15 protein-coding genes are annotated in these 26278 nt (G+C 57.3%); 12 read left to right on the top strand and 3 right to left on the bottom strand.

Annotation, left to right across the window (positions count from 1 at the left end):
- Positions 1–19 precede the first annotated feature (19 nt).
- The 5 genes from rnc to AB4Y89_RS13885 all read left to right on the top strand — a co-directional run bounded on the left by rnc (position 20) and on the right by AB4Y89_RS13885 (position 12670).
- The gene (gene rnc, locus AB4Y89_RS13905) at positions 20–781 is read left to right on the top strand and encodes a ribonuclease III (protein WP_442301534.1); all 762 of its coding nucleotides are present in this window, start codon (positions 20–22) and stop codon (positions 779–781) included.
- Complete coding sequence (gene lepB / locus AB4Y89_RS13900) at positions 774–1562, top strand: signal peptidase I (RefSeq protein WP_442301533.1); 789 nt, start codon at positions 774–776, stop codon at positions 1560–1562. The genes rnc and lepB overlap by 8 nt, the downstream gene beginning before the upstream one ends.
- Before the next feature lie 88 nt (positions 1563–1650).
- Positions 1651–6846, top strand: a complete 5196-nt coding sequence (locus tag AB4Y89_RS13895; RefSeq protein ID WP_442301532.1) for a beta strand repeat-containing protein — start codon at positions 1651–1653, stop codon at positions 6844–6846.
- A 196-nt stretch (positions 6847–7042) separates the two neighbouring features.
- Complete coding sequence (locus AB4Y89_RS13890) at positions 7043–8182, top strand: FG-GAP repeat domain-containing protein (protein ID WP_442301531.1); 1140 nt, start codon at positions 7043–7045, stop codon at positions 8180–8182.
- A gap of 147 nt (positions 8183–8329) precedes the next feature.
- Positions 8330–12670 carry a beta strand repeat-containing protein gene (locus AB4Y89_RS13885; RefSeq protein WP_442301530.1) on the top strand — a complete coding sequence of 1447 codons (4341 nt, stop codon included), beginning with the start codon at positions 8330–8332 and terminating at the stop codon, positions 12668–12670.
- Between the two features lie 188 nt (positions 12671–12858).
- Here AB4Y89_RS13885 and AB4Y89_RS13880 read toward each other — a convergent pair whose 3' ends face one another.
- Positions 12859–15009, bottom strand: coding sequence for a dipeptidyl-peptidase 5 (locus tag AB4Y89_RS13880; RefSeq protein ID WP_442301529.1), 2151 nt, complete (start codon positions 15007–15009; stop codon positions 12859–12861).
- 52 nt (positions 15010–15061) lie between these two features.
- Complete coding sequence (locus AB4Y89_RS13875) at positions 15062–16306, bottom strand: hypothetical protein (protein ID WP_442301528.1); 1245 nt, start codon at positions 16304–16306, stop codon at positions 15062–15064.
- 225 nt (positions 16307–16531) lie between these two features.
- Here AB4Y89_RS13875 and AB4Y89_RS13870 point away from each other — a divergent pair, with 225 nt between their 5' ends.
- From AB4Y89_RS13870 to AB4Y89_RS13860, 3 genes are all read left to right on the top strand, one after another.
- The gene (locus tag AB4Y89_RS13870; protein WP_442301527.1) at positions 16532–20071 is read left to right on the top strand and encodes a carboxypeptidase regulatory-like domain-containing protein; all 3540 of its coding nucleotides are present in this window, start codon (positions 16532–16534) and stop codon (positions 20069–20071) included.
- 159 nt (positions 20072–20230) lie between these two features.
- Entirely contained in the window at positions 20231–20581 is a 351-nt protein-coding gene (locus AB4Y89_RS13865; protein WP_442301526.1) for a hypothetical protein, read from the top strand.
- A 159-nt stretch (positions 20582–20740) separates the two neighbouring features.
- Entirely contained in the window at positions 20741–21061 is a 321-nt protein-coding gene (locus AB4Y89_RS13860) for a hypothetical protein (protein WP_442301525.1), read from the top strand.
- A gap of 173 nt (positions 21062–21234) precedes the next feature.
- Here AB4Y89_RS13860 and AB4Y89_RS13855 read toward each other — a convergent pair whose 3' ends face one another.
- Entirely contained in the window at positions 21235–21669 is a 435-nt protein-coding gene (locus AB4Y89_RS13855) for an OsmC family protein (RefSeq protein WP_442301524.1), read from the bottom strand.
- Between the two features lie 603 nt (positions 21670–22272).
- Here AB4Y89_RS13855 and pheT point away from each other — a divergent pair.
- From pheT to AB4Y89_RS13835, 4 genes are all read left to right on the top strand, one after another.
- On the top strand, positions 22273–24345 hold the full coding sequence (gene pheT / locus AB4Y89_RS13850; protein WP_442301523.1) for a phenylalanine--tRNA ligase subunit beta: 2073 nt from the start codon (positions 22273–22275) through the stop codon (positions 24343–24345).
- Positions 24346–24482: 137 nt separating this feature from the next.
- Complete coding sequence (locus AB4Y89_RS13845; protein ID WP_442301522.1) at positions 24483–24764, top strand: hypothetical protein; 282 nt, start codon at positions 24483–24485, stop codon at positions 24762–24764.
- An 8-nt stretch (positions 24765–24772) separates the two neighbouring features.
- The gene (locus tag AB4Y89_RS13840; RefSeq protein ID WP_442301521.1) at positions 24773–25096 is read left to right on the top strand and encodes a cell division protein ZapA; all 324 of its coding nucleotides are present in this window, start codon (positions 24773–24775) and stop codon (positions 25094–25096) included.
- 126 nt (positions 25097–25222) lie between these two features.
- Entirely contained in the window at positions 25223–26266 is a 1044-nt protein-coding gene (locus tag AB4Y89_RS13835; RefSeq protein ID WP_442301520.1) for a redoxin family protein, read from the top strand.
- The last annotated feature ends 12 nt before the right edge of the window (positions 26267–26278 follow it).

Raw genomic sequence — 26278 nt, 5'->3', positions numbered from 1 at the left:
AGCGAGACCAGGTCCCTGAATGCGAGCGAAAAAACAAAACGGCCCGGCGGAGCTCGATTCCCTGCTGATGACCCTGGGCCACAAGTTCCAACGTCCGAATCTGCTGGAAACGGCACTGACACACAGCTCACTAGCTGCCGAAAGCTCCAGTGGCGCAACCGCCGGCAGAGACAATGAGCAGCTTGAGTTTGTAGGCGATGCCGTGCTGGGTCTGCTTGTCGCTGAAGCCCTGTATATACGTTTCCCTGCATTGACGGAGGGTGAGCTGACGCGCATGCGGGCTCTGCTGGTAAGCCGTTCGCATCTGGGTGAAGTGGCCGAAACCTTAACTCTTGGCAACTATCTTCGTCTGGGGCGAGGTGAAGAACAGAGTGGCGGCCGCCAGAAGCGTGCACTGCTCTCGAATGCACTGGAGGCAGTAATTGCCGCTATGTATCTGGACGGCGGATTGCCGCCGGCACGAGCGTTCGTCGAACAGCATGTCATTGCTCCGAAGATTGAAGAGCTGAGTATCGCTGTCACCGAGGGCGCGCGTTTCGGTGGGGCGATCGGGGACTATAAGAGTGCATTGCAGGAGTTTCTGCAGGCGCGAGGCAAAGGCCAGCCAAAGTACACGGTCGTAGAAGAGAGCGGACCCGATCATAAGAAGCGTTTTCGTGTGCAGGTGCAGCTACGGGAACAGACTGAAGCTCCTGCCGAGGCCGAAGGGCGCACGAAAAAGGAAGCACAGCAGGCTGCCGCACGGGTAGCCTATGAGAGATTGCTGGCCGCTGATGTCTGACCAGAAGGATGAGATCGTCGAAGCCACTGCCGAAGTCGTCGTCGTGCGGACGCCGGAAGAGACGGTTGTGCGGGAGACGGTCATCGTCACCCGGCGAGAGGTGCAGGCGAACGGCCCACTCGAGGCATTCACCAGCCTGCTGCCGATTATTACGGTAGCGATTTTCATCATCACCTTCTTAGCGCAGCCTTACCGGATTCCTTCCGGCTCGATGGAGAACACGCTTCTCGTCGGCGACTTTCTATTAGTGAATAAGCAGATCTATGCTCCCGGTGGAGCATGGCGCTGGCTGATGCCCTATCGCAATCCACGTCGCGGCGACATCATTGTCTTCCATAATCCGCTGGATGCAAATGATCACCTGGTGAAACGAACCATCGCGCAGCCGGGAGAGCGCATTCGCCTGCGGGGCGGACGTGTGCTGATCAACAGCCAGCCGATCGAAGAGCCGTATGCGATCTACATCCCGTCACGACCGGACCACTTCCGCGATAACTTTCCCACGCTGCATGATGCCGATCCGGAGATCGATGCACAGTGGTGGATGCAGATGCGCACGCTGATCGACAACGGCGATCTTATTCTTCCAACAGGCAATTACTTCATGATGGGCGACAACCGCAACAACAGCCGCGACAGCCGCTACTGGGGATTCATGCCGCGGGAGTTCGCCGAAGGCATGCCAATGCTGGTGTATTTCTCTGTGCCTGCGCCGGAGGAACAGCAGCGCGGTATCCATGGACTGGCTCGCTGGAGTCGGATGTTTACCATTCCCCGTTAACTGAGCGGTAACACTCAAACGGTTGACCAACCAGTAAAGTCGCGCTTTACTTGGAACTGCACGATCCCCTTTTTTCTCAGGACAATTTATGAACGCCCTCGCTGCCGTTGGTCGCATCGCAGTTTGCCTTGCGTTTTCTATAGGCTTGTCAGCCCAGACGCCTACTATTACGTTCACTCCTACCGGAAGCAACGGGAACTACACGCTCACCGCCCAGTATGCTGCGCAGGCGAAGGCCCATCTGCCTACAGGCAATGTGGCGTTTGAAGACACGACCTATTCCAATGCGGTTCTTGCCTCGGCGCCGCTGTCCTTGACAGCGTCCGCAGTCTATTCCCACCAAGGACAGGGGCTCCAATCGGTATCTGGCTATTACTCCAATGTGCTGGCTCGCGACTTTGATGGGGACGGCAAAGTCGACTTTCTGCTCGTTGACGGCAGTTACCACCTGATGTTTCTGAAAGGGAATGGAGACGGAACCTTTCAGAACGGTGTTGCTGACAGTTCCGTCTCAATGCAGACCACTTTCCTGACAGCGGGTGACTGGAACGGGGATGGCAAACTTGATATCGCTGCCTCTGGGACACAAGTCAATTCGAGTTCGGGTCCCGCCACCGCGGCCATTCAGGTACGCCAGGGAAACGGAGACGGCACCTTCCAGACCCCCGTGCAACTCACAGAGACCATAGCCCAAAACTATCAACAAGCTTCTTTGCAAAGCGGCGATTTCAACGGCGATGGAAAGCTGGATCTATACAGCGCCGCAGCCTCTACAAACTACAGCGGAAATCCTTCGGGCCATCTCTATCTCGGAAATGGGGATGGCACCTTTGCTACTGCTGTGGCTACGATTGGCGCCGTTGGTCCGGCTGCGGACTTCAACAACGATGGCCGCACCGATATCTATGGAGCCCCTGATGGTCACGGAGGCTATGCCACCCTGCTCGGATTGAGCAGTGGAACCTTTCAGGCGGTCAATGGTTCCTCCGTCGGCCCCGGGTTTTCAACCGTTGCAGACTTCAACGGTGACGGCAAGCTTGATGTGGCAAACCTCAGTGGAACGCAGGGGGTTGGAGTGTATGGATCGAGTGCGGCAGTGGTCTCTCTCGGCAATGGAGATGGCACGTTCCAAACGGCCTCGACTTATGACGTTGATCCGCAGTACTACTATTGGACCTACACCTCTGCCATAAGCGGGGATTTCAACGGGGATGGTGTACCCGATCTGGCCTTTCTCGGGTGGTCCTATCGCGCACATTATGACTACACGGTATACGGTATGTTCGCCATTCTATTTGGACACTCCGATGGGACCTTTTCGCCAAAACAGCTCTATGACCTTTCTTGGGGAGGAGAGAACCCTGGCCAGCTTCTATCAGCGGATACGAACGGAGACGGTCTCCAGGAAGCACTCGCGTTTTATCAGAACTATGGCGCAGTAGTTACTGCGCCCGTCTTGATGAATACCTTTACGGCAACCGCGACCAATGTTGCGGTGTCGCCGGGCGGCACCCATCAGGTGCGAGCACACTACGCCGGCGATGCAAACTATGCCGCAGTCGCGACGACACCCCAGGCCCTTACGGGAAGTGATGCACACGCGACACTATCCTTGGCCGTCACCCCAAATTCATCGACCTATCTGGCAACGGTCGATATGACCGTCACGGTGGCTCCCTGCACGGTTGGCAGTTACTCCTGCGACACTGATTTCGTAACGATCTATGACGGATCGACCGCGGTGATAAGAGCGCATCCGTCCGGCGGTGTGGCTCACATGACCTATCGGAGCTTCGCCCAAGGGACACATGTGCTTACGGCCAACTTCGCCGGCAACTCACATCTTTCCTCGGCTACCAGCAACCCAGTGACACTGACGGTAGGCCCGCCTGCCGGTATCGTCGGTGCACTCAAACTCACCGACGCGTTGGAATCCGAGGATTCGCATACGCTGACAGCGCAGTTTACTTCTCCTGTTCTTACCCCCGCCCCAACCGGCAGCGTCTCGTTCCTCGATCTCGCGGCGAATAATAATGTTCTCGCAACCGCCACCCTTGGTTCTCCGGCTCCCGTGTTCAAGACCGACCAGACAGTTATGAACGAGAACTACAACACAACCTCCCTCTATGCCGGGGACTTCGACAACGACGGAAAGGCTGACCTCATCTATCCGTCGGGAGGGGCTACTATAGGCTTTCTGCACGGAAACGGTGATGGAACATTTTCGGGAACCGAAATTAACGGCGGGGGTGGCTCGGCTGCCATCGCAGACTTCAATAATGACGGCAAACTGGATGTTATTCAGCCTAATGGATACAACATAGCTCTATCCAAAGGCAACGGAGACGGCACCTTCACGCCTGGAATCTCTATCTATGACCTCAACGATTTTGATGCCTCTCCGCTCGCCGGTGATTTCAATGGCGACGGGAAACAGGACGTTTACAACATCACCTCGAAACATCTCTTTCTCGGAAATGGCGACGGAACCTTTCAGGGTGCCTCGACTACAAATATCACCGCACAACTCGCCGGTGACTTCAACCAGGATGGGCGAACAGACCTGTTTGCTACCGATGGCGTCCACTTGGGGCAGACGGATGGAACATTCGTCACCGTGCCTGCCCCATCCGCCTATTCCAAGGCTGTCCTCGTCTTCGACTTCAACCATGACGGAAAGCTGGATGTCTTTACGGCGGACAACACGCTTTTGCTGGGCAACGGAGACGGCAGCTTCCAGACAGCGAAAGCTATCGATCTAGCTACGGGACTGGAGAACTCAGGGTCACTAATATTCGTCAAGTACTTTACCGGCGACTTCAATGGAGACGGCAAAGCCGATGTTGGCCTGCTGGCGACGTACTATAACGTTCCCCCCGGTAATTCAACCGCCTACGTCATGGTGGCCACCTTTGGAGACGGAACAGGCGCTTTCACAAACAAAACTACATACAACACGTCTGACCGCATACTGGAAACTGTTCCGTCATATCTGCCGGACTTCAACGGAGATGCTGCCTCTGACATCGCCGTGTACGGTCAGCGATTCGATGCAAGCAACTGGCTGACAGTATTTACTACCCCAACGGTGTATACCGCCACGGCAACGGGCGTTACGCTGTTCGCACCACCAGCCAATCATTCCATTCAGGCGCAATACCCAGGAGATGTCAATTACCTGGACGCGACTTCCGATACTGTCAGCGTGTTTGCACGAACACCAGTCACATTGACGCTTGCCGTTGCTCCCAATCCAGTACTTGCCTTCCAAAACCTAACATTTACCGGGACACTCTCTCCATTCAGCGACATCAATGCCTCCACAAACGGCGAACTCATCTATTTCCGGGAGGGAACGAGGCTTCTGGGATCCGGCAATTTGAACAATGGAGTCGCACAAGTCTCGACCGCGCTGGCTCCTGGCTCGTATAGCATCACGGCAAGTTTTGCTGGAGACCCGGAGTTCTCGCTTGCGACCAGCGCACCGATCTCCGTGCAGGTGAACCATCGTCCAGTGAACATCACCTGGCCCACGCCCCCGGCAATTACCTATGGCACGACGCTTACCCAAGCGCAGTTGAATGCAAGTACCACTGTCCCAGGCAGCTTTGCCTATTCGCCGGGGGTAGGCACTGTACTCAGCACTGGGTCGCAAACATTATCGACAACCTTCACGCCCACCGATCCGGGGACATACAGCAATGCGACCGCAACCACGACACTGGTTGTGAATAAGGCAACGCCTTCCATCGCGGTCACGCAGACCTCACCCACGACAACAGGCACACATGTTGGAACAGCCACAGTCCTACGTGCTGGTCTTACGGCCATCATCTATGGATGGCCGACCGGAACTATAACCTTCTACGATGGCTCGATAGCGATTGGAACGGCACCGGTCAGTGCTGCAGCCGCAACACTGACTACAACCTTCTCGTCTGAAGGCACGCATGTCATTACCGCAATTTATAGCGGAGACAACAACTTCAACACAGTCACATCGCCTGCTTTCAATGAAGTGGTGTCAAAGACTACCCCTTTGATTATCTGGTCGACACCTTCGGCCATCAACTACGGAACTGCGCTCTCGGCGACCCAATTGAACGCAACCTCCACCGTGGCTGGCAGCTTTACTTATTCTCCTGCTGCAGGCGCTGTTCTCGGAGCCGGTACCCAAACGCTTTCAGTAACATTTACTCCCACCGACACAACGACATATAACGGCGCCACGGCCACAACGACTTTGGTGGTGAACAAGACAACGCCCTCGATCACATGGGCAACACCTGCAGCAATTACTTACGGGACGGCACTCTCTGCGACCCAGTTGAATGCAACCACTACAGTCGCCGGGTCTTTCGTCTATTCGCCGGTTAGTGGAACGGTTCTGGGAGTCGGGTCGCAGGTGCTCTCCGCGGCCTTCACTCCGACCGATACGGCAAACTACAACGGCGCCAGCAGTTCGACAACGCTGGCCGTGAACAAGGCGACACCTTCGATCACCGTAACTCAGACTTCACCGATTACGATCGGCGTTGGAACCGGTGTAGCCACGACCTTCCGCGCAGCGCTTGCCGCGTCATACGGAACACCAACGGGTGTCGTGGGTTTCTATGAGGGCACCACGCTACTCGGCAGTGCCCCCCTGATCAACGGAGACTCCGGCGTCACCACTACCTTCTCCACGACGGGAGTTCATACCATCACCGCGCTTTATAGCGGCGATGCGAGCTTCAACACCGTCACGTCCCCAGCCTTCAACGAGACGGTCGTACTCTTCGGGATTGGCCTTGCTGCCAATCCAACCACCCTGACGATCAAACAGGGGCAGAGTGGCACAGCGACGATTATCGCAACACCGACCGGCAATTACACCGGCACGTTAACCTTCTCCTGCGGCAACCTGCCCTCCAGCGTCTCCTGCGGCTTTGCCCCGGCGACGCTGACCTTCAACGGAGACGACCAGCCGCAGACCAGTACCATTACGGTGATCACACGCACGACCTCAGCCGCTCTTATGAGCACTTCGAACGTGCGTCTGGCTTCGATCCTCGCGTTGCCCTTGCTCGCCTTCGGCTTACGTCGACGCCGCATGCTACAGCGCGGATTGCTGGTGCTGTTCGCCGCAATGCTTCTGCTGCCAACAACCGGATGCGGTGGCAGCCCAACCACCACCTCCAGCTCTGCGGCGACAGGACAGCAGACCGTTACCATCAATGCTCAAACAACTGCAAATGGAGGATCGACGCAGTCCTTCAACTTCTCCATCGTCATTGAGCCGTAGATAACCACTGACAACTATTCGCTATTGAAACGCGCACGCTTCCGAAAGGGACGTGCGCGTTTTTCTTTACGCGATATTGATAGTCGTGGAACAGCATCAGTGATGAAAAAACCACAAAGGGCTAAAACGGTTGACCTGACGTCGGAGTCGCGCTTTACTTGGAACTGCACGATTCCCTTTTTTCTCAGGACAATTTATGAACCGCCTCGCTGCCGTTGGTCGCATCGCAGTTTGCCTTGCGTTTTCTATAGGCTTGTCAGCCCAGACGCCTACTATTACGGTTACTCCAACTGGAACCGCCGGCGTATACACGCTCGCCGGTCAATACACGGCACTGGCGCAGGTTCACCCGCCCACAGGAAATGTGACATTCGAAGATACAACGTATTCGAATGCGGTTCTTGGCTCAGCGCCGTTTTCCTCTTCCCTGACTTCTTCGATCGTGCAAAATGGATCCCAGTCGTTCACCTCGTTATACGGATACACGTCCAACGTTCTTGCTCGTGACTTCGATGGAGACGGTAAAGCCGACCTTCTGTTTGTCGACAACAACTACTACCTGACCTTTTTCAAAGGGAATGGAGACGGCACCTTTCAGGCCGGCATCGCCGACAGTTTGGTCACGATGCAGACCACCTCGCTGGCAGTGGGCGACTGGGATGGAGACGGTAAACTTGATATTGCCGCTTCATCTGGAGCACTCGCCGATACGAGTTCAGGTCCTGCTAACGCAACGACCATGATACGCCGGGGGAACGGCGACGGAACCTTCCAGGCCCCCACGCAATTCACGGAGACTATACCCCAATATAGCCATACCTCACTGCAAAGCGGCGATTTCAATGGCGATGGAAAACTGGATCTATTCAGTACAGGTTACTACCCGAGCCATCTCTATCTTGGAAATGGTGACGGCACGTTTGCGGCGGCCGTAAACACCAATGCAGCCATCGGTCCCGTCGGGGATTTTAACAATGACGGCCGCGCTGACATCTACGGAGACAATTTCACCCTGCTGGGGTTGAGCAACGGAACTTTCCAGACCGTCAATCACACCTCCGGACCCATCGGCACCCAAGTAACCGTCGCAGACTTCAATCATGACGGAAAGCTTGATGTAGCGGGATTCAGCGGTGGGAATGCTATGGTCGCTCTCGGAAATGGCGATGGCACGTTCCAGGCTGTATCGACGTACAGTATTGATCCTGGCCCCGGCCCCATCAACTGGTACGGGAGTCCCTACCAATTTACCTACTCGTCGATCGCGAGCGGAGATTTCAATGGGGATGGAGTGCCTGACCTGGCGTTTCTCGGAAACTACCCGATACAGAATTAATATTCGCCGTTCAGCATATTAACCGTTCTCTTTGGACGCTCGGATGGCAGCTTTTCTTCTCCACAGACTTTTACAGATATCAGTTTTATAGCCTATTATCGCCACCCTTTCCTATCGGTTGATCTAGCCGGAAGCGGCATCGATACATTGCTCGAATTCTATCCAGGCGCTGATGACTCGACGCAGTTTGCAGGTGTACGCAGATATACAGCGACCAATACCTTCACTGCGACCGCGACCAACGTGATCGTGTCGCCGGGTGGCACCCATCAGGTGCGGGCACATTACGCCGGCGATGCAAATTACGGTGCCGCTATCTCTACAACCCAGGCGATTACCGGAAGCACTTCGCAGGCGACGCTCTCGTTGGCCATTAGCCCAAATCCGTCGACTTATGGGGCTAGGGCCGACATGACCGTCACGGTGACTCCTTGCACGGTCGGCAGCTACTCCTGCGACAGCAACTGGGTCGATATCTATGACGGATCGACCGCGGTGACCAGCGGTTATCCGTCCGGCGGCGTGGCTCATGTGATCTGGAGGAACTTCAGTCAGGGAACACATGTGATCACGGCCCGAATTCGCGGCAACACCAATCTGTCCTCCGCCACCAGTAATGCGGTGACATTGACCGTAGGACCGCCGCTCGGCATTGTGAGCACCCTCACCCTGGCTGATCCCCAGCAGGTCGGTAGTACCTACACACTTAGCGCACAGCTCACCACACCGGCCCAAGAGATCGCTCCGACGGGCAGCGTCTCGTTCGTCGACCTCACAGCAAACAACAGCTCGCTCGCGACTGCTAGGTTTGGTCCTCCAACACCAGTATTGCAACCGACGAAGTACACCAGCATGACCCACTTGCCTGGCGCTCTCTATGCCGCAGACTTTGACAACGACGGCAAGGCTGACCTCATTTATCCGGTGTATCCGGTGGGAGGGAATTCCATAGCTTTTCTGCACGGAAACGGCGACGGGACATTTTCAGGAACGCCAACTGCCGATGGATTCAGCCTATCTTTCGCAGTCGCCGACTTCGATCATGACGGCAAGCTGGATGTCGTTTTGACGGGAACCTCTGGTCTATCTCTGCTGCGGGGAAACGGGGATGGGACCTTCGCGACCGCTACCACCATCGCCAGTGGCGACACATCATATTCCAGTATTTTCGTAGGTGATTTCAATGGTGATGGCAAACAAGATATTTACAACCGCGAAACCCTCTTCCTCGGCAATGGCGACGGGACCTTCCAGAGGGTAATTGCCACTGGAGTTTCCGGACAATTAGCTGCCGATTTCAACCATGATGGGCGGACGGATCTGTTTGCTTACGGGACCCTTTATCTGGGACAGTCGGATGGAACATTTACAGCCATACCTGCTCCGACTTATTACACAGCACTCATCGCCGACTTCAACCACGATGGCAATCCGGATCTTTTTACGGGTGACGCCGTGGTCCTGGGCAACGGAGACGGCACCTTCCAGGCTCCCATTGCTGTCGATCTTTCTGACCCGTATGGGTATTCGAACGGAATCTATTTCACAGGTGACTTCAATGGAGACGGCAAAGCCGATCTCGGGATGGCCACGGCTTACGCCGGGGGTTACCACGTGCCGGGCTATTACTTCGTGTCCGTAACCTTTGGCGATGGCACAGGCGCTTTCGGGAACAAAACATCAACTCGCGGATTCTCGAACCAGGATTTTGAATTACCTGCTATACCGACCTATCTGCCGGATTTCAATGGAGATACCACCTCCGACATCCCCGTATATACCCAGGCATATATTGGGCCCCCCCTAAGTATCGCGATAACCCTGTACACCGCGCCTACGGTCTACACTGCCAACGCGACAGGGATTACAGTGAACGGCCCTCCGTATGGCTACCATTCCATTCAGGCCACGTATCCAGGAGATACCAACTATCTGGATGAGACTTCCAACACCGCCACGATTATCGCGCCGATTCCGGTCACAGTAACGCTGGCGGTCAACCGCAATCCCATTAATACCGGCCAGCAGGTGACATTTACCGCAACACTGTCTCCGTTCAACGAAGGGAATCAAACGGCAGGTGGAACGATCAACTTTTCGGAGGGATCGACGATCCTTGGCACCGGCACTTTAAACAATGGTGTAGCGCAGTTTACGACGTCATCGCTCTCCGCAGGATCGCATAGCATCGTCGCGCAATTTCCTGGCAGCGGTTTCTTCGGGCAAGCCTCCAGCACGCCCCTCTCGATGCAAGTCGGCCCCACGGCCGTGAACATCATCTGGCCTCCGCCAGCCGCGATCACCTACGGCACGGCTCTTTCTTCAACGCAGCTCAATGCGAGTACAGCGATTGCGGGCAGCTTTGCCTATTCGCCCGTGGCAGGAACGGTGCTTGCGCCCGGAACGCAAACGCTGTCGGCAACCTTCACGCCAACCGATACGGTGACATATAGCACCACAACCGCAACGACAACGCTGGTCGTAAATAAAGCCACGCCCTCAATCTCGGTGACGCAGACCTCACCCACGACCCCAGGTACCAACGTGGGCACGGCCACAACATTACTGGCCACACTCGCCGCAGGCTACGGGACACCTACCGGCACCGTTACGTTTTATGACGGCGCCACCTCGATCGGTGCAGGAACACTGAGTGGCAACACGGTCAGCATCACAACAACATTTACCACGGCGGGTACACACACAATCACCGCGGGGTACTCTGGCAACACCAACTTCAATACCGTTACGTCGGCAGGCTTCAGCGAAGTTGTCTCGAAGCTTACGCCCACCATTACCTGGCCCACACCCGCAGCTATTACATACGGAGCGGCGCTCTCCGCAACTCAGCTGAATGCAACCAGCTCCATAGCAGGAGCTTTCGTTTATTCCCCCGCCGCAGGAGTGGTTCTTGCAGGAGGATCACAGACGCTTTCGGTAACATTTATTCCTACGGACACTACGACCTACAGCAACGCAACGGCGACCGTGACCCTGGTAGTCAACAAAGCCACACCCTCGATTACGTGGGCAGCACCTGCCGCGGTCAGTTATGGAACCGCGCTTTCTGCAACACAGTTGAATGCGACCAGCGCGGTAGCGGGCACCTTCGCCTACACCCCCGCAGCAGGTGCAGTCCTGGGGGTTGGTCCGCAAACCCTTTCAGTAACATTTACTCCCACGGACACAACGAACTACAACAGCATCACTGCCACGACGACATTGACAGTGAACAAGGCAACGCCTTCGATTACGTGGTCGACACCGGCCCCCATCACCTACGGCACGGCGCTATCGGCAACGCAATTGAACGCAACCAGCGGTGTGGCTGGAACCTTTGTTTATTCACCCGGGCCGGGTACAGTGCTGGCGCCCGGCACACAAACGCTCTCAGTGACATTTACCCCTACCGATGCGACATCGTATAACAGCGCCACGGCAACGACGACTTTGGTAGTAAACAAAGCAACGCCGACGATCACATGGGCGGCCCCATCCGCGATTACCTATGGAACAGCGCTGTCTGCAACGCAGTTGAATGCAACCGGCTCTGTAGCCGGCACCTTCGCCTACGCTCCAGCTTCAGGAACAGTGCTCGGCGCAGGATCGCAGACACTCGCGACCATCTTCACTCCCGCCGATACGGCAAACTACAGCAGTGCCAACGGTTCTACAACTCTGGTGGTCAATAAAGCGACGCCTTCGATCACCGTCACCCAGACCTCACCGATTACGATCGGCGTTGGCACCGGTGTCGCCACGACCTTCCGCGCCGCGCTTGCCGCCTCCTACGGAACACCGACGGGCACCGTGGGCTTCTATGAGGGCACAACTCTGCTGGGGAGTGTTCCCCTGATCAGCGGTGCGGCCAGCGTCACCACTACTTTCTCCACCACTGGAGTCCACACCATCACGGCGCTGTACACCGGCGATACGAACTTCAGTTCCGTCACATCCGCTTCTTTCAATGAGACCGTCGTGCTCTTCGGTATCGGTCTTGCGGCCAATCCAACCACCCTAACGATCAAACAGGGGCAGAGTGGCACAGCGACGATCACCGCAACACCGACCGGCAACTACATCGGCACGCTAACCTTCTCCTGCGGCAACCTGCCCTCCAGCGTCTCCTGCAGCTTCGCTCCGGCGACGTTGACCTTCAATGGAGACAATCAGCCGCAGTCGACGACGATTACAGTCAGCACACGCACGAGTTCGGCCGCTCTTATGACGAGTTCAAGCTTGCGTTTGGCATCGCTTTTTGCGATGCCACTTCTGGCATTCGGTTTACGTCGACGCCGCATGCTGCAGCGTGGTTTGTTGGTGCTGTTCGCAGCAATGTTGCTACTGCCGGTGAGCGGATGCGGCGGAAGCCCAACCATAACGTCGAGCGCTCCGACTGGGCAGCAGACGGTCACCATCAATGCTCAGACCACAGCAAATGGAGGATCGACGCAGTCCTTCAACTTCTCCATCGTCATTGAGCCGTAGGCCTGGCCGGCAGCATCAACGTGAAAGGGGGATTCAGCGTGGCTGAATCCCCTCTTCGTTTAACTACGACATAGCGGCAAATTCGATTCACTGCAGAGTTATAGAGCGGGCCTTCAGCCCTTTAACTTTTTGTGAGCATCCGAGACCTGGGGCGTTGCCCCAGGCTGGTATAGAACGCGCCTTCAGCGCTACTTTGCGTAAGCGTTGCTATGAGTCCAACGGTCGCACCAGTCATTGACCGTCTGATACCACAGCCGCGAATTCTGCGGCTTCAGCACCCAGTGGCCCTCATCCGGGAAGTACAGCATCTTGCTGGGTATGTGAAGCCGCTGCAGCGCGGTAAAGAGCTGGAAGCCTTCACTGACATCGAGACGGTAGTCTCTCTGACTATGAACAACCAGCGTGGGTGTCTTTGCGTTTTTGATATTCAGCATGGGCGACCACTTGCGGAAGGGATCCTGCGCGGCGGATAAGGACGCGTAACGCCACGGCTGGCCAGGTTCCTTGTCACCGGCACGACGGAACTCCCACTCGTTAAACCACATCTCTTCTGTAGAGCCGTAGGCCGACTGCGGGTTGTACATGCCGTCGTGCGTCACAATGCACTTGAAGCGATGACTATGCGTCAGAATCCAGTTGGCCATGAAACCGCCATAACTCGCTCCGAGAGCACACTCACGGTCTTTATCAATGAATGGATAATGCGCTTCGGCATAGTCGAGGCCCTTCATCAGATCGATGTATGACTTACCACCCCAGTCTCCATTCACACCATCGATGAAAGCCTGGCCATACCCCGTGGATCCACGCGGGTTAATCATCACAACGACATAGCCGTTAGCGGCGAAGAGCTCGGGGTTCCAGCGATAGCTCCATGCGTCGCCCCAGGCGCCTTGGGGGCCGCCGTGAATGAGGAACTTCAGCGGATACTTCTTCTGCGAATCAAAGTTCGGCGGGCGGATGATGAAGCCCTGCACGGAAGTGCCACCGGCGCCTGGGAACTTGAAGGACTCCATCGCCGGAAGCTCAAGCTGATGGATCAGGTCATCATTCCCTTTTAGCAACTCCGCGTAATGATCCGACGGGCCTGCCGTTGCCACCGAGACGATACTTGCCGGGCGGTCTACCTTCATCGCAGCCGCAATCAATGTCTTGCCGTCAGGCGCCAGAGCTAGAGAACTGAACTCCGCTCCATGCACGACGTCTTTTGCTTCCCCGGCAGCCTGACCATCAATCTCAACAGCAAGTACAGGCTCCTGCCCCTCCGAACCCGAAGCGAAGTAGATATGCTTCGAATCAGGCGACCAGGTAAACTCATCCACCCAGTTGTCGAATTTTCTGACTGCCTCTCTGGTCGTCTTCTTTTCCCGGTCATACAACATCAACCGGAAGCGGTCTGACTCATATCCGGCTCGCGCCTGCGAACGGAAGGCAAGGTACTTCCCATCAGGCGAATACGCCGGACCATCATCACTGCCGGGTGAGGTCGTAAGCTTGACCGGTTTTGCACTCGGAGCAGTAAGGTCCACCGTGTAGATATCGTTATTGGTGCTGGCCGCCGGAACCTCGTCCATATTCACCACGTAGGCCAGCTCTTTCTCGTCGGGCGAGAACGCATAGCCCACGGGTCCGCCGAGCGAGAAGGTAGGAGCGATGTGGTCTTTGATATCGCGTGTGGGTGTCACATCGTGCATCTGCTTGCCATCGGCACTGACCAACAGAACGTGGCTTCGCTTCGATCCCTGGTAGTGATCCCAATGGCGATAGAGAAGACCATCCCAGATCTGAGCCTTTACCGGGCTCTTTGCTGCGGCATCGTCCTTTGCCTTGTTGCAGGCATCGTCTACAGCACCTTCAGTCGCGCACTCCGGATAGACCTCGCTGACGAACGCGATCCAATCGCCCTTTGGAGACCAGATGGCTCCATCAGCTTCGGTCGAGATACTCGTAAGCTTCTGCGAGGGGCCAACGATTCCCTGCTGCTCATCCCAGGGCGCGAGATAGATCTGCTGGCTACCCTCATTACTGGAGAGGAAGAGCACCTGTTTGCCATCAGGAGAGAAGCGGCCTGCAGTCTCTCCGTCCTTGCCCGCAGTGATAGCCTTCTCCTTCGCGCTGCCGTCGACGGGAACGGTATAGAGGTGCATGGTCTTTTTATTAGTAGCCAGATCCACGGAAGTGACCGAGAACATTACCCATTTTCCTGATGGCGAAATCTGCGGGTCGGTAACGCGCTTGATCTGTTGCAGGTCTTCAAAGGTCATCGGGCGTTTTGCCTGCCCGGAAGCGGCTACGACCGCGCCGACGGTGATTGCGCTGAAGAGAACAAGGGATCGCATGAGGAGATTAGTCTACGCCCGTCCTCACAAACGTTCTGAGCCACCTCGGCGCCTAGATGATAGCGGCGTCCTCGATCTGCGGTGCGCCGATTCGTCCATCAACAACATCTACCTTCAGCACCACTTCGATGTTCTTATGGATCCAGTCCGGTCCTAAGCGACGATCGAGCTGTGCCAGCAGCTCCGGATTCACCGCGAACTGCGATGCGGCATCTGTCCCAAATCGCTGCAGTCCTGCGATCACGACGATTGTGTTCGCCGTTGACGCCTCCCGGAAGCGAGCGACGATGGCGTAATCAGGCTTCTGATCGAAAGGTTTTGAAGGATCCCGTCTCCAGATCCTTCCTGGATTTGCATGATCCAGGATCGCTTCGTCGGGTTTCGGCTGGAAGTGGAAACGAAGCGGCTCGAGAAAACGCTGAGCCCACTGGTTGTTGTACGCACCAATAAAGATGACGGGACCATCTGAGATCTGGGCCAGCGTCGTCGTTGCAGCCGATTGGACTCGATACTGACCGGCGTGACCGTTTAAAACCACCGCTACCCGCCCCACTGCCAGAGTACTTCCGAAGGAGAGAAACGGATCTGGGATGGACTGATCGGCTACCTTTGTCCCCGATGGCGAGGCCGCGGAGAACACTACACCGCCTGGGCAAATCAAAGCCGGCTGCTTCGTTTCGAGTACAGGACGCCAGAAGCCGGCCAACGCATCCCTGTGTAGAAAGCCGCGCACCCATAAAAAGCCCGCTCCTAATATAAGGAGGCACAGCAAAGAGATGGATGCCAGCGCGGTCCGCTTCCACTTTTCGGCAGATCGCAACTCTGCTATCAGTCCGGCAAAGGCCCGATCGTCCACGGGAGCTGGGCTTACCTGCACCACTCCGCTCTCTGTCGCCTCAAGCCGTTGAAACTCCGGCACATACGACCGCGTTGATAAGACGATGTGGATTGGGTCAGCTTCGCGGGCGTGATGATAAAGAGCAAGTCTCTTTCGCACTTCGCCCGCGGAATAACGGACAGCAGTATCGGTATTGGTATCGTAGTCCACCGGGCGGCCAAAGACTTCGACACCGATGGTCCGCTCTTTGAGCTGATCGCCCTGGCCTTCGAGCGTCTTCTCGACCAGATATTTCAGCAGGGCCGGGTAGCGCTTGCTGCTGGAGAACTGCGGACTCCTTAGCACCTTCTGCAGCGAGGCGCGCACCTCTTCCCGGTCCGCCTCTGTGACAGGCGTCCATAAGACCCGCTCTAGACCAACCGTGGACATTTGCTGATAAGCCGCAATCATAGCGCACATCAGCACTTCCGGTCATCCACCAATTGTTTGTCCCATGTTTGAGACAAACGTTTTTCTTCAGTACCGGGAGCGAACACTCTGTTTCAAACAGTGAGTCACTTGCAAGTTGTGACTTGAGAGACGAGCGTGGCTTTTGGCCTTAAGGAAGCCCCAAAAGAGCTCCTGAGGCGTTGTGGGTGATCCCGAGGAATGACCTGGATCACCTTTCATAGGGAGAGCTAGAGAATGCGAATAGTTCGTAGTTGCGCGTTAATCATCGCGCTATTACTCTGCACCGGATTGACGACTGCCTTCGCCCAGTTGAGCACGGCGACGATGTTCGGAACGGTGACCGACAAAACCGGTGCGGTGGTCCCAAACGCCACCGTTACCTTCACGCAAACGCAGACCAACTTCATCCGCGTCGGCAAAACCAAGGAAGATGGTTCCTTCCGCGAAGAATTCCTTCCCATTGGCCCATACAGGATTACAGTGACGGCCGACGGCTTCAAGACGCTGGAGCGGTTGGGCATCGAGCTTTCCGTGATGCAGAGCGCCGGCCTGACGCTGGAGATGGAGATCGGAGCCACGGCTGAAACCGTCAACGTGACGGCTGATATCCCGCTGGTAAACCTGGGATCCGCGACGCTGGGCTCGACGGTGGACAACCGGCAGATCGACAACCTGCCGCTGGTAAACCGTAACGTTGACCGTCTGCTGCAGCTTGTACCCGGCGTACAGTCGGTGAACACGGTCAACAACCTGGGCTACCAGGAGATCAAGGTCCTGGTGAACGGATCGACAGACGGCTTCGTCGGCCAAGTCTCTTACTATCTGGACGGCGGGCTGAACATGACCGGCCTCCGCAACTCGGGTAACCAGGTGCCGAATCCCGACGCGGTAAGCCAGTTCAACGTCGTAACCAACAACTACAGCGCGCAACTGGGGCGTTACTCCTCGGCTGTGGTCAGCGTTGTGACCAAAAGCGGCTCAAACAGTTTCCACGGATCGGTCTTCGAATTCTTCCGCGATAAGAACTTCAACTCTGTCGCTCATAACTCCAGCACCAAGGGCGACTACAACCAGCATCGTTTTGGCGCGACGTTTGGCGGGCCGATCCGCCGGAACAAGGACTTCTTCTTCGGCAGCTTCGGTGTGTATCGTTTTCGGACAACAGCAACCAACAGCGGCAGCCTGCCGAGTGTGGCGCAGCTCAACGGCGACTTCTCCGAGAACATGCCCTCGGACATCACCAAGTGCAGCGACACCCCCACATCCCTCGACAATGCGAACCAGAAGTTCCTGGTCTGCGATCCTGATCCCAACAGCCCGACCTACAAGCAACCATTGCCGGGCAACAAGCTGAAGTTCCGTGACCCGACAGCCGTCAACATACTGACTTACATTCGCAGCGCGATCACGAAGCAACCGAAGCTTCCATTCCAGACAGGGGATACGCAATATACCTATCGCGTACGCGAACCCGCACCGGAACAGAACGAGGAGTATCTGATCAAGACGGATCACCAGATCACGCCGGCACACCGGGTGACCCTGAACTACTTCCTGTTGAACTACAAGCTACACGTCAATCTGGGCGGCTTTACACAGCAGTGGTCGTCCTCTGACTACAAGAACAAGCAGCAGAATGCAAACATCAGCGATATATGGACGGTCAGCGGCCGCACCGTCAACCAGTTCTGGCTGAGCTACACGCGGCAGAACGGCGGACGGAATGCAGTCTCGGGAGATCCATCGAAGCAGACACTGGCGGACTTCGGCTCCGACCTGGGTGTGGTGGGCACTCCCTCACTGGCGCAGATCTCGATTGGCGGCGTGGAGGGCTTCACGCTGACCCAGGCCATCACCGGACCAAAGGCAGGGGCAAACGTCTATGCTGTCCGCGACGTTCTTTCGACGACCCGTGGCAATCACTCACTGTACCTCGGTGGCGAAGCCGGCCTGGAGAAGGACTTCCAATTGACCTCGCTGAACAACTATGGATCGTTCAGCTTCTCGAGCACGACCGGCAGCACCTTTGCCCGCACGACCAACGCTCTGGCTGATTTTCTCTCGGGACGCCCTTCGAGCATGGGCCAGGACACCGGCCTGTACGCAAACGCGAACTGGTTCAGCTACGGCATGTTTGCCCAGGACGACTGGCGCATCCTTCCGAACCTGACGTTGAACACCGGTGTGCGCTACGACATCCAATTGGCGCCGACCGACAGCCGCCACATGAACTCCAACTTCGTTCCGGGTGCGCAGTCACATGCATTCCAGAACGTATCGATCATCGGGACGACGCAGAAGCTGGCTCCGCTCGGTATGCAGTTCCCGGGTGATCCTGGCGTTCCAAATGGCGGTGCGTTCACTCCGCTCAACCATGTCTCGCCCCGTTTCGGCTTCAACTGGGACCCGGACGGCAAAGGCAAGACTGTGTTCCATGGAGCGGCCGGGCTGTTCTTCGGCGGCATCTCCGGCAACCAGTGGGAGTTCCCGTCAAACTACGCTCCGTACGCCGTGCGTAACAGCGGCTACACCAAAGTGGCGTCGCTCACGCATCCGTACCAGGGTGACCCGACGGAGTTCCCAACGGGCACGAACCCCTATCCATCTCTCCAGTTCGACTACAAGACGGGCACAGCATCTTTCCTTCCGTTCAACCAGCTCGTAGCGATGGATCCGAACTACCGCTGGCCGTACTCGATCCAGATCAACTTCGGCTTCCAGCAGCAGTTCGGCAACGGCCTCGCCCTGAGCGCAAACTACGTGGGTTCGCTCAATCGCAAATCGCCGCTGTACAACGACATCAACGGACCAATCTTCAACATCAACCCGGACACTGGACTCTCCGGTCCTTCCTGCTTTACAGATACCGCTCACAAGATCCCGGATACCACCAAGGCCTGCGGTTACGCGAATACGAGCGCAACGATCAACAATCGGCGCCCTCTGAACGCGCAGTTCGGCCTTTCGGCGGCGAACCCAACCTACAGCAACGTCTGGATCATCCGCTCGAACCAGAACTCGAACTACAACGGTCTGCAGGTGAAGATCGAGCAGCGCCTGACGCATCACGTCAGCGCCAGCGGTTATTACACCTGGAGCAAGACGCTGCAGAGCAACTCACTGGACTCCACAAGCGGCCTGAACGGCACCTTCGTCGATGCCAACTACCCCGAACTGGAGTACCGTCAGCGTTCTGACCAGGACCGCCGTCACATGATGACGATGTCCTTCGTCTGGAAGCCCGACTACTTCACGCAGTACAACCGTCTTGTGCGTACGGCCCTGAATGGCTGGACCGTCACGGGTATCTGGACTGCGAACAGCGGCCAGCCCTTCACCGTCACCACCGGTAACGACAACTACTTCTCCGGCCTGGGCAACAACCGTCCGAGCCTGAAGCCTGGCGCCGTTGCCCATACGCTGCCGCAGAGCTCGCGCGTGGCCGAAATGAAGCAGTGGTTCGATACCTCCGTGTACTGCCGTCCGGGTACGGACGCCGGCTGCCCGGGTGTCGGTCCTGGAGGTCTGCTGGGCAACACGCGTCCTGCGACGCTCGACGTCCCTGGCTACCGCAATGTCGATGCTTCGCTCTTCCGCAGCTTCAATGTCTACGAAGAAGTGAAGTTCCAGCTTCGCGGCGAATTCCAGAACGTCTTCAACCTGGTCAACCTGGGTGGACCTTCGGCGTCGATGTCCGCATCGAACTTCGGCCAGATCACCGGCAGCGGTGGCGGCGTCCGCGTCATCCAGGTCGGCGGACGAGTTCTCTTCTAACGAAGCACAAACCGATAACAAAAAAGGGAGCCTTCGGGCTCCCTTTTTTGTTACCCGGCTAACATTACCGCCTCGCAACCCGTTGCAGGGATGTTTGTTGCGCGAAACAACGCGCGATAAAGCGCGTTTGAGCAGAACGTAAGGCGGAGGTTACCGCATATGAATACGATCAAGTCGGCAACGAAGTGGATGGGTGGAGCGGCAATGGCTGCCGTGATGTTCTTCGGTCTCTCACACAAAGCTGAGGCGCAGCATGTCTCGTTTGGCGTGCAGGTCGGAGGCCCAGTCGTTGTAGCGGAGCCTGCATATCCGTATGCCTATGCCTACAACGGTGGTTATTACAACGGCTACTACGGCCGTGACGACTGGCGCCGTCACCAGTACTGGGAGCACGAGCGTTGGGAGCGCGAACACCGCTATGACCGCGACTACCGTCGGGACTACGACCATGATCGCGGACGCGGCTATGACCGTGACCACGGCTATGGGTACGGCTACGGACGCCGCTAATTAAAAGATCTTCCACCCGGGGCGGGCGCACCTTCCCGCCCCGCATTTTTCTTATTTGAAATCAGCAGGTTACAGCAGCGACCCGGGATTTTTGAAAGGTTGCGCGCAACACAAAGCGAAGTTCCCCGTTCAACCTGATGTACGCAGGAGGCAAATGCGATGAATGCTCTGAAGACGATTTCCAGGTGGATTGCAGGTGCTGCACTGGCCGGTGCGATGTTTATCGCCGCTCCGCAGAAGAGCGAGGCCCAGGTTGCGGTTGGTGTTCAGGTTGGCGGCCCGGTAGTCGTGGCTCGTCCGGTTCCGCCGCCCTATTATCGGCCGTACTATGGCGGCTACTACCGCCCCTATGGCTACCGGCCTTATGGCTACTACGGACCGAGACCTGTCTACTACGCTCCGCGTCCGGTGTATGTGCGGCCGGTACCGCCGCCCTACTACTATCGCCCGGGCCTCAGCTTCGGAGTCCGTATTCGCTAGAGCATTTTCCCTGTAGGTGTAGTGCAGGGCTTCCGTATCCATGGGCGTTTTCCGCAATGAAAACGCCGCTGCACACCCTTCCGGGATACCCAGCAACAGGGAAAATGCTCCTAAGGAACAACGTATAAAAATCCCCGCTCCAATAGGAGCGGGGATTTTTGTTTAAGCCTGATTTACAAAAGAGTGGCGTCGAGGGTGATTTCAGCAGCAGCGAGAAGACGCGAGATGGGGCAGTTCTTCTTGGCGCCGTCCGCGATCTCGTGGAACTTCGCGGCATCAAGACCGGGAACGCTTGCCTTAACGGTGAGCAGGATCTTGTTGACGGTAGGCGCACCGTTGACCATGTCGAGGGTGACCTTGGCGGTGGTATCGATGGAAGCCGGCGGAGTGTTGTTCTTGGTCAGCTCGGCCGAGAGGGCCATGGAGTAACAGCCGGCGTGGGCGGCAGCGATCAGTTCTTCGGGGTTCGTGCCCGGCGTGTTCTCAAAGCGTGTGACGAACGAGTACTCCTGATCCTTCAGAACGCCGCTCTGCGTCGAGATAACGCCGCTTCCGTCCTTCAGTCCACCCTTCCATACCGCGGTTGCGGTGCGATCTGCGATAGCCATCGATTCTTTCTCCTTGTACCGGGTTAGATGCTGCGATTTTTTTCGCGTTGCAGGTGTATGCTCCTGCCATGCAGACGCAACCTGAACAAACGGTTGAGGCGGCCGCCGAGGATACGGAAAGCTGCCCGCTGCCCGGCGAACACCACCAAGTGTACTGTCCGACGTGCTCGGCGCGCCTTACCAGCCGCCGATGCAAGCTGATCTGTGACCAGTGCGGGTATTACATGTCGTGCGCGGACTATTACTAGGGTGTAATCGACAAATTGGATAGAACCCATGCACCAGGTGCCCCATGTCCGGGCCCCCAACGACCTTTGTTCGTTGGGGTGGTGGCCCTCGGGGACATGGGCCCGGCCTTCACCATCCCAAGCACTCGTATCAACCTTTTCCGAACTGTCGTTGGAAAGATAGAAACACGGTCGCGCAAAGCGCGATACCCCACGCTAAGCCCCAGCGAACAAGTTCGCCGGGGACCCCCGCCCCTCGCAAAAAGCCGCGAAGAATGGGGCAACGAAGGTAATGGCTCAACCGAATTTATCGATACGCCCTGCTCCCAGACGGTCACAGCCGCGGGTTCGATAGACTATTGCCAGTACCTTGGCAATGAAGATCCTCTCCAACTGGCTCCGCTCCTACCTTCCTGCGCTCACTGTCTCTGACCGTCAACTGGCCGATGACCTGACCCTGCGTGGCATCGCCGTCGAGGGTGTCTTCGAGTTGAACGACGGCAACGGCTCTCTGTTCGAAATGGACATCACCACCAACCGCGTGGATGCGATGAACCACTACGGCGTAGCCCGTGAAGCAGCAGCCATCTATGACGTTCCGCTGCAGCCGCTGGATCCGGCGTTGCCTGCTCCCGCCGCAGGAGAGTCTCACCCGGTGCGTATTGAAGCCAAAGACCTGTGCGGACGCTTCACAGCCCAGGTGATTCGCGGCGTCACCGTCAAGGCTACCGAGGGCGACATCGCCTCGCGTTTTGCAGCACTGGGGCAGAAGCTGATCTCGAACGCGGTCGACATTACCAACTACACCTGGCTGGCGATGGGTCACCCGACCCACGTCTTCGACCTCGATAAAATTGAGGGCTCCATTGTGGTGCGCACGGCCCGTAAGGGCGAGACCATCAAGCTACTGGACGGCACCGATAAGGTGCTTGAGGCCGATGATCTGGTCGTCGCTGACGAGAAGAAGGCCCTTGGCCTTGCCGGCGTGATGGGTGGCTGGGACTCGCGCGTCACGGAAGAGACGAAGAACATCCTGGTGGAGGCTGCCTGGTTCGATCCGTCGAGCATTCGCCGAAGCTCGCGCCGTCACGGTCTGCATACGGATGCCTCACATCGTTTCGAGCGCGGTGCGGATATCGCGGCAGCTCCGGCAGCCAATGCACTGGTCTCGAAGCTCCTTGTACAGTTCTGCGGCGGCACGCTGACCGGAGCCATGACCGATGTTCTGATTCCGGAGATCGAAGCAAAGACAACGAAACGCGCTCCCATTGCGTTGGCCGTGAGTGAAGTACAGCGCCTGCTTGGCTCCACAACCGATGGCAAAGGCATTACGGCCTGTGTCGTTGAGCAGTATCTGCGTGCCCTGGGCTGCGTGCTGGCTCCTGCCGGCGATAGCGCCTATGCGGTGACGCTGCCCTCGTGGCGGCTCGACCTTGAGCGCGAGATCGATTTGATTGAAGAGGTCGCACGCGTGTATGGCTACAACCGCTTCGAGAATACGCTGCCGTCGTTCTCTGGTGGAGTGGTGGAGCTGCCCTATGAGGCTCCGGAGCGTGCGGTGCGGTCGACTTTGCTTGCAGCGGGGTTCACGGAAGCGATCTCCAGTACCTTTGCCTCTGAAGCTGATTCGCAGACCTTCGCCGGCAGCGGTGTGCCGATGGGCAATCCGTTGAATGAGGAAGCCGGTAACCTGCGCCCTTCGCTGCTGCCCGGTATGGTGACCATGCTGGCCACAAATCTAAACCGCGATGTGAACGACGTGCGGCTGTATGAGATGGGCACTCGGTTCACAGGATCGACGGCAAAGGTCGTCGAAGAGCCGTCGCTCTCTCTGGGAGCAACCGGCGGAGCCCGTGCCACCGCAGTGGTCAGCGAGGCCGATGCCCTCTTCTACGAGCTGAAAGGCGCACTCGAAAAGCTGTTCGCACGCTTCCGTGTCACAGCGCCGGTATATGCGCAGATGAATCTGCCGTCGTGGATCGAGCCGGGCCGCGGAGCCACCATCGCGATCGAAGGCCAGATCGTGGCCGTGCTGGGTGAGCTGGCTTCGGCAGAAGCTGCCAAGCGCAAGCTGCGGCAGCCGGTGTGGCTGGCCGAGGTGAATCTGGCGAAGCTCTTCGCCTTCCCGCTGCGCACTCCGGTGGCCCATGAAATCTCGCGTTATCAGGCGGTCGAGCGCGACTTCTCGTTTGTCTTCCCGGATGCGGTGACATGGGCAGCAGTGGAAGCCGCGATTCATGGGCTCGGAAACGCCGAACTGCTGCGGGTGGCGCCGGTGGAGATCTTCCGCGACGCGAAGGGCAAGGCTGTCCCTGCCGGACACTACTCCCTGCTGACGCGCGTTGTCTTCCAGTCGCAAGAGCGCACGCTGCGCGACGAAGAGCTGACGGGCTGGTCGGCCGAGATCATCAAAACGCTGGAAGGGCTTGGCGGGAAACTGCGCGCGTAGGGCGCGTCATCCAACTCCTTTCAGTCAGCGCCGGGAGAAGACAGGTGCCAAGCCAGATTCCCCAGGTTGTGGATTTCCAGCCGCATATTCACCCGCGCGAAGGCTATACTTCGCCCAGAAGAGGTAGATTTTCAGCTATGAGCACCACTGCAACCACCGTAACCGTCGATGAACTGCAGGCACTTGAACAGAAAGTGCTTCGTGCCGTTGAGATTGTCCGCAAGGAGCGGGAAGAGCGCGCCGCCGCCGAGGCGAAGGTCGCGCAACTCACACAGCAGCTACAGTCGTTGCGCGAACAGCTCGAGCTGCAGCAGATGGAAACCCAGGACGTTCAGACGCAGGTCGATAGCCTGAAGGGCGAACGCGAGAACGTGCGCGGACGTATGGAGAAGCTGCTCGAGCAGCTCGAGACACTGTAGGAGGAACGATGGCAGAAATCCCCCAGGCCGTCAGTGTTGATATCTACGGGCAGATCTACAACCTGCGCGGAACCGACACGCAGTATATCGAGCGTCTGGCTGCATTGGTCGACGCAAAAATGCGCGCCGTCGCCTCGCATGGCGCAACTGTAGATTCTCTGCGGGTCGCTGTTCTGGCCGCACTGAATATTGCCGATGAGCTGGAGCAGGCGCGCGGACGCTACTCGGAGCTAGAGGGCAGCGTGGAAGAGACCTCCACGACGGTGCGCAACCGCGCCGACTCGCTGGCAGGTCTGCTCGATTCGATTCTGGAAGAACGCCGCGTCAGCTGACGCGGCGGCTCCATTCCGCCTCCTATTGCGTGTCCTGAACCTATCACCGATTTTTCCCTCATCTTCCCCATTGAAATCTAAGCCAGGAGAAGGGATGATGCACTCATCCCTTTTTCTGGAGTTTTTGTGCGCATCTTGAGCTGTGTTGCGTCTGCTCTTTTCTTCACTGCTGCTCTGGTTTCCACCTCACCTGCGGAAGATCTCTTCCCTCCAACCTCAGCCTGCAGCGATGCAAAAGTCACCGCACTGAATGCACAGGCCGCCCAGTTTGCGGAGCGGCGGCAGCTCGACTCTGCCGCGGATACGTATGCCAAAGCCGACAAGCAGGCAAAGGGTCAGTGCTCGCGTTCCCTGTTTGGGGAATATGACAGCGCCCTGAAGATGCAGCAGGCGAAATTGGCAGTTACTGCCGCAACCAAACTGGCGGCCCTTTCTCCGGATGACGCGACCCGTTCAATGATCGAGGTCATGGCAGCCAACGGAGCATTGACGCCCAAACAGGGAGAGGAAAAGAGCCGCGCCAGCAAAGAGCAGGCCGAGGAAGCCTATCGCCTGGCGAAAGGCGCGATTCAACACGACAAGACAAACTTCGCCGCTTATGACGTCGAAGGGCGCGCCGCCATGTTGCTCGGCAACGGTGGCGAGGCGCGCGAGATCTTTGCCATGATGGAGCGCAACGCACCTGCCGGATCTGCCGCAGCGATGCGGGCACATCGGCTGGCAAGCAATCCTGACCGGGCAATCAACCCGACGATGCCGTCGTTTAGCGCGACCACACTGTCGGGCGAGAAACTTACGTCGGATGAGCTCGCGGGTAAGACTGTCCTGCTCGACTTCTGGGCGACGTGGTGCCCGGCCTGCGTGGAAGATACCGATTATCTGAAGATGCTGGCTAACCGCTACAAAGACCACGGTCTTGCGGTCGTAAGTGTGAGCGTCGACTCGAGCGAGATGAAGTGGAAGAACTACATCGAAGAGAATCGCATGCGCTGGCCGCAGGTGCTGGACAACGACAAGCACATGCGCGAGCTCTTCAATATCGGTGCATTTCCGACCTACGTCCTGGTGGACGAGAATACGAACATCTGTGAACGCATCGTAGGTTCGCGCGAGGACTTGCAGGCAAAACTGCTGAAGATTCTGCCTCCGGCATCAACACCGGCTAAATAGAAACGACAGATA

The sequence above is a fragment of the Terriglobus sp. 2YAB30_2 genome, assembly GCF_052114765.1.
In the GTDB taxonomy this organism is placed as follows: domain Bacteria; phylum Acidobacteriota; class Terriglobia; order Terriglobales; family Acidobacteriaceae; genus Terriglobus.
Note: the sequence above shows the minus strand (reverse complement) of the source record. Positions and strands in the feature narration are given on the sequence as shown.

What these genes read in the sequence shown, in the direction of transcription:
- rnc (WP_442301534.1), top strand. Translation starts at nt 20, where the DNA reads ATGCGAGCGAAAAAACAAAACGGCCCGGCGGAGCTCGATTCCCTGCTG.
- lepB (WP_442301533.1), top strand. Translation starts at nt 774, where the DNA reads ATGTCTGACCAGAAGGATGAGATCGTCGAAGCCACTGCCGAAGTCGTC.
- AB4Y89_RS13895 (WP_442301532.1), top strand. Translation starts at nt 1,651, where the DNA reads ATGAACGCCCTCGCTGCCGTTGGTCGCATCGCAGTTTGCCTTGCGTTT.
- AB4Y89_RS13890 (WP_442301531.1), top strand. Translation starts at nt 7,043, where the DNA reads ATGAACCGCCTCGCTGCCGTTGGTCGCATCGCAGTTTGCCTTGCGTTT.
- AB4Y89_RS13880 (WP_442301529.1), bottom strand. Translation starts at nt 15,009, where the DNA reads ATGCGATCCCTTGTTCTCTTCAGCGCAATCACCGTCGGCGCGGTCGTA.
- AB4Y89_RS13875 (WP_442301528.1), bottom strand. Translation starts at nt 16,306, where the DNA reads ATGTGCGCTATGATTGCGGCTTATCAGCAAATGTCCACGGTTGGTCTA.
- AB4Y89_RS13870 (WP_442301527.1), top strand. Translation starts at nt 16,532, where the DNA reads ATGCGAATAGTTCGTAGTTGCGCGTTAATCATCGCGCTATTACTCTGC.
- AB4Y89_RS13865 (WP_442301526.1), top strand. Translation starts at nt 20,231, where the DNA reads ATGAATACGATCAAGTCGGCAACGAAGTGGATGGGTGGAGCGGCAATG.
- AB4Y89_RS13860 (WP_442301525.1), top strand. Translation starts at nt 20,741, where the DNA reads ATGAATGCTCTGAAGACGATTTCCAGGTGGATTGCAGGTGCTGCACTG.
- AB4Y89_RS13855 (WP_442301524.1), bottom strand. Translation starts at nt 21,669, where the DNA reads ATGGCTATCGCAGATCGCACCGCAACCGCGGTATGGAAGGGTGGACTG.
- pheT (WP_442301523.1), top strand. Translation starts at nt 22,273, where the DNA reads ATGAAGATCCTCTCCAACTGGCTCCGCTCCTACCTTCCTGCGCTCACT.
- AB4Y89_RS13845 (WP_442301522.1), top strand. Translation starts at nt 24,483, where the DNA reads ATGAGCACCACTGCAACCACCGTAACCGTCGATGAACTGCAGGCACTT.
- AB4Y89_RS13840 (WP_442301521.1), top strand. Translation starts at nt 24,773, where the DNA reads ATGGCAGAAATCCCCCAGGCCGTCAGTGTTGATATCTACGGGCAGATC.